The sequence below is a fragment of the Methanoregula sp. genome, from assembly GCF_002835825.1.
Lineage (GTDB): Archaea > Halobacteriota > Methanomicrobia > Methanomicrobiales > Methanospirillaceae > Methanoregula.
Genome location: NZ_PIZH01000196.1, coordinates 1 through 4,234, shown reverse-complemented (window position 1 = coordinate 4,234; position 4,234 = coordinate 1). Strand labels below are relative to the sequence as shown.

General features: G+C 54.3%; 4 protein-coding genes and 1 pseudogene. 3 read left to right on the top strand and 2 right to left on the bottom strand.

Features of this window, described 5'->3' with window-relative positions; translation table 11 throughout:
• Positions 1 to 331, top strand: a pseudogene (locus CW742_RS08025) (TraB family protein); the annotation flags it as partial.
• A gap of 169 nt (positions 332 to 500) precedes the next feature.
• Here the strand turns inward: CW742_RS08025 and CW742_RS08020 are convergent.
• Positions 501 to 1,937: a SulP family inorganic anion transporter gene (locus CW742_RS08020; RefSeq protein ID WP_292418879.1), complete on the bottom strand. Its 1,437-nt coding sequence runs from the start codon at positions 1,935 to 1,937 to the stop codon at positions 501 to 503.
• Positions 1,938 to 2,196: 259 nt separating this feature from the next.
• On the opposite strand from CW742_RS08020, the gene CW742_RS08015 reads away from it, so the two are divergent.
• The gene (locus tag CW742_RS08015; protein ID WP_292418875.1) at positions 2,197 to 2,622 is read left to right on the top strand and encodes a universal stress protein; all 426 of its coding nucleotides are present in this window, start codon (positions 2,197 to 2,199) and stop codon (positions 2,620 to 2,622) included.
• 661 nt (positions 2,623 to 3,283) lie between these two features.
• Here CW742_RS08015 and CW742_RS08010 read toward each other — a convergent pair.
• Entirely contained in the window at positions 3,284 to 3,637 is a 354-nt protein-coding gene (locus CW742_RS08010; protein ID WP_292418873.1) for a hypothetical protein, read from the bottom strand.
• A gap of 134 nt (positions 3,638 to 3,771) precedes the next feature.
• Here CW742_RS08010 and CW742_RS08005 point away from each other — a divergent pair.
• Positions 3,772 to 4,234, top strand: a 463-nt coding sequence (locus CW742_RS08005) for a hypothetical protein (RefSeq protein ID WP_292418871.1), incomplete at its 3' end; no start/stop codon positions are given.

Below are 4,234 nucleotides of genomic sequence, written 5' to 3'. Positions count from 1 at the left end.
GTACTCGGCCCTGACCTGCTTCTGCGTTGCGTGGATGACCTCGCTCAACCCGATGCTTCATGCCGGGTGGATTGGGGCGTATGTCGAAGCCCGCGTGCGGAAACCCCCGGTCACGGACTTCCGGAAGATCTACGAGACCGAGTCACTCAAGGAGATGGCGAAGATCCCGCTCTTCAAGGTCGTGCTCGTTGCAGCGCTCGGGAACCTCGGCAGCCTGCTCGGGACGGTTTTGTACTTCATCTTCGTGTTTCCGGTGCTCGGTATCGACCCGACTGTTGTTATATCGACCGGCATCGGCAACATGTGGGCGTGGGTTACCGGATTGTTCTGAGCCGGTGTGAAAATAGTTTTTTTCCCATGTTTTTTTTTGAGAAAAATTTTTGTGTGGAAATTCCCCCTCGCAAAAATGGGGGCTGATGCCCTCCGCCCTCCAGAATGCTAGCTGCCGCCCGTATCCGTCAGACTCTCGAACACCGGCCGGACCCGATTCCACCGGCCCTTTATGAAAAACCTTTATTGAGCGTTTCCTGGCTCTCGGGATTCAGCCCGGTTACGTACACGGATTTTCCCCGCTGCTGGTACTTATCCACCACTTTTGCAATCGCGGTTACCGCAGACTGGTCCCAGATGTGCGAGTGGGTGAGATCAATCTCCACCCGCTCCGGATCATTTGCATAATCGAAGAGATCGATGAACGCCTCCATGGTCCCGAAGAAAACCTGCCCTTTTACGGTGTAGATCTTCACCCCGTCATTCCGGACCGTTCCCGTTGCATGGATCGCCGAGATCCGCCACCCGAACACCAGTGCGGCAAGGACGACTCCCGCGATAACTCCTTTCGCAAGGTCATGGGTGAACACAACGATTGCGATCGTGATGACCATGATTGCCGCATCGCTGACCGGGACTTTTGGCAGGTCCTGCAGGGATTTCCAGTCAAAGGTACTCAGGGCAACCATGATCATGACGCCCACCAGTGCGGCCATCGGGATCTGGGCCAGCACGTCGCCGAGTGCAATGATCAGGAAGAGGAGGAACAGGCCGGCAACGAGCGACGAGAGCCGCCCGGTAGCCCCGGACTTGATGTTGATGACCGACTGGCCGATCATGGCACACCCGGCCATGCCCCCGAAGAACCCGGTGATGGTGTTGGCGTACCCCTGGCCCCGGACCTCGCGGTCCCGGTCGCTTTTCGTATCCGTCATCTCATCCACAATCGAAGCCGTGAGAAGCGATTCGAGCAGTCCGACAATTACCAGCGTTACGGAATACGGCAGGATGATGAGCAGGGTCTCGACCGAGATGGGGACAACCGGCACGTGGAAGAGTGGCAGGGACCGGGTAATGGTGCCGATATCTCCAACGGTCAGGAGCTGGACACCGGTACCGATCACAATTGCCGTCATCACAACAATCGCGGCAAGCGACGATGGGATCGCTTTTGTAAACCGTGGAAGAAGGTAGATGATGGCGAGCGTCCCGGCAACCATGGCATACATCATCCAGGAAGCTCCTACAAAGAATGGCAGCTGGGCCAAAAAGATCAGGATGGCAAGAGCATTGACAAAACCGAGCACAACCGGGTAGGGGACGAACGTGATGAACCGGCCGACGTTCATCCATCCAAGCACCAGCTGGAGGATACCGGTGAGGATCGTTGCTGCCAGCAAATACTCAAGCCCGTAATCGCGGACGAGCACGATCATGATGAGCGCCATCGAGCCGGTTGCCGCCGATATCATGCCCGGCCTGCCACCGGCAAATGCAATCACGATTGCGATGCAGATGGACGCATACAGGCCGACCATGGGGTTGACACCGGCAATGATCGAAAATGCAATCGCTTCGGGGACGAGGGCGAGAGCTACCGTTATGCCCGCAAGGGAGTCTCCCCGGATATTGGACAGCCATTCCTGTTTGAGTGCGTGCAGATTCACGAAAAACCCCGGATTTTCTGCTGATAGTATTTTTTACTGATTAAAAAATGTATGCAGAAGGCGGATTATCTGCTGTACTATCGTAATATTACACGATAACCTTTGGCAGGTGACAGATACTCCCGAAGTACCGGATTCCACCGGGGCAGGGGCGTTTGTTTTTAGGAAAACCTGATGGGCAGGTTTTTTTAATGATGTGTTCCAACAAAGAGCAGACAATGAAATCCGGAATTGGATTTGTGGTCTTGTGGGGATGACGATGTTTAAGAAAATTTTACTTGCAACGGATGGATCAGAGAACGCGAACCGTGCGGCTGATACTGCAATCAGCCTTGCACAGGCACTCGGCCACTCATCCATCACCATCGCCCATATCGTCACATCCACCCCTTCCGAATCACGCATGGTCCAGGCAAAATTCGATGTCCATTCCCTACTGAAAGAAGAGTCCCAAAAAATATTAAGCCGGACACTGGCGCAGTGCGATGCGGCGGGCATTGCCTATACGCTGAAAGTGGCGATCGGCGATCCTGCACAGGAGATTCTTGCCCATGTCCAGAAAGAGCAGATCGATCTGGTGGTCATCGGCAGCAGGGGGCTTGGCACGCTCAAAGGGATCCTTATCGGGAGCGTCAGCCAGAAGATCGCCCATCTCGCCCCGTGCCCGGTTATGATCGTGAAGTGAGCGGGACCGGCAGATCCCCACGGATGAATGGCCCGGCAATACGGGTTTTGGAAATCTTTGAAGAGAATAAGTATTAGCAGCTGGTGCCGGGGGTACGTCTTCTTCGAATCCCTGCAGGAATGGGGTTTGAGACGAGTTGATTGTGCAATGATGTGGCTGCCTGGATAACCCTGATATTCCGGCGTGCCGGTTTTTAATGGTCCCCTGTCTTTTTGCATACACATCAACGGAAGGAGACGCTGCACCTGATATCTTTCGATTATCGGTACAACCTGTTTTGGATGAGGATTTCAACAGATCATTAATTTTCCGGCTCCGTAGAAATCCTTTGATATAATGATGGGGGCTGATGCCCCCATACCCTCAATTATGATAAACGGCCGCTGTAGTCCAAGATTCACTGATGAGAATCTTCTCCACAGCCATTGGCTGTCCCCGACGGGGCGCCCCGCGGCGGCATCAATTTCTTTTTGATGAAAACGTTCTTTGTTGGAATATCCCGTTTAGGTAATTCAGAGGCATCGCCTGCGCCCCCGCCCCCTTGGGGGTGTTGAATCTCATCAGAGATGAGACACGAGAAGAACCCAAAGGGTTCTTCGAATGACTGGTGGCGCAGGAGGGGCGCTTCAGGCCAACGAAGAGAATTCTACAAAGCAGATTTTTATTTCTTATTGGGCCGGAATCCACTAATCTCCTGCGCAATCCAGCCGGCAATAATCTCTTTGATCTCCTCCCGGTCCATCCCCTCGCGGTACCGGAACCGAATCTCCACTTCCAGCATATCGAGGATGGGTGTGACAATGGTCAGGTAGGATGCTGTGCAGGTGAACCCCCCGGCCTTTTCCAGATGGAGCAGGACAAGCTCGTTCAAGTGCTCCATCTCGCCGGTCATGGTCACAAGCCCTTCGAGCGTCATACCCCGGGGGATATCGCCGGCAGGACATTCCGGCACATCCTCCGGTGCAGCGGTCCGGTCTCCTTGCTGTTCCGGTTTGTCTGCATCAGGGCGTTCCATGAAAATGTCCGGTCCTTGATAAGAAAGATCAACGTTCCACGCAATTGAAAATTTCCGTGCCGGCCGGCCACAACAGTTATTCTATTGCATGACCACTCCTTGTTATCGGCCCGGGAAAAATCCCGCGTGATACCATGTCGAGCACAGCACTCCTTGTTATCGAAGGCCTCTGGTGGACGCCTGAAGAGAAACCCAAGCGCCCCTCGGTGCTCTCCTTCCTGCAGGGCCTCGAGAGCGTAGAGGGCGACTTCAATATCTATTACTCGAACTTCTACGAGAAGGTTGGCTTTCGCAGGGCTCTTGAGGACGACCTGACGAACACGCGGGAAGACCGGCTCTTCCTGTACGTTGCAGCGCATGGCACCGGCAAGCGTATTGGCGAGCTAAAAACGAAGACCGGCATGAAACTGCCGGCCATGTTCAAGGCCGTGAAGAACGCGGCAAATTATTCCAATATCGAAGGTGTCCTGATCGGCTCGTGCAGCGTGGGGAACAACATCAGCGATTTCATCGCAACTACCAAAAATTCCCACATTGCCTGGATCTTCGGGTACACCTGCGAGATCAGCTGGATCGCAAGCACGCTCATCGATATCT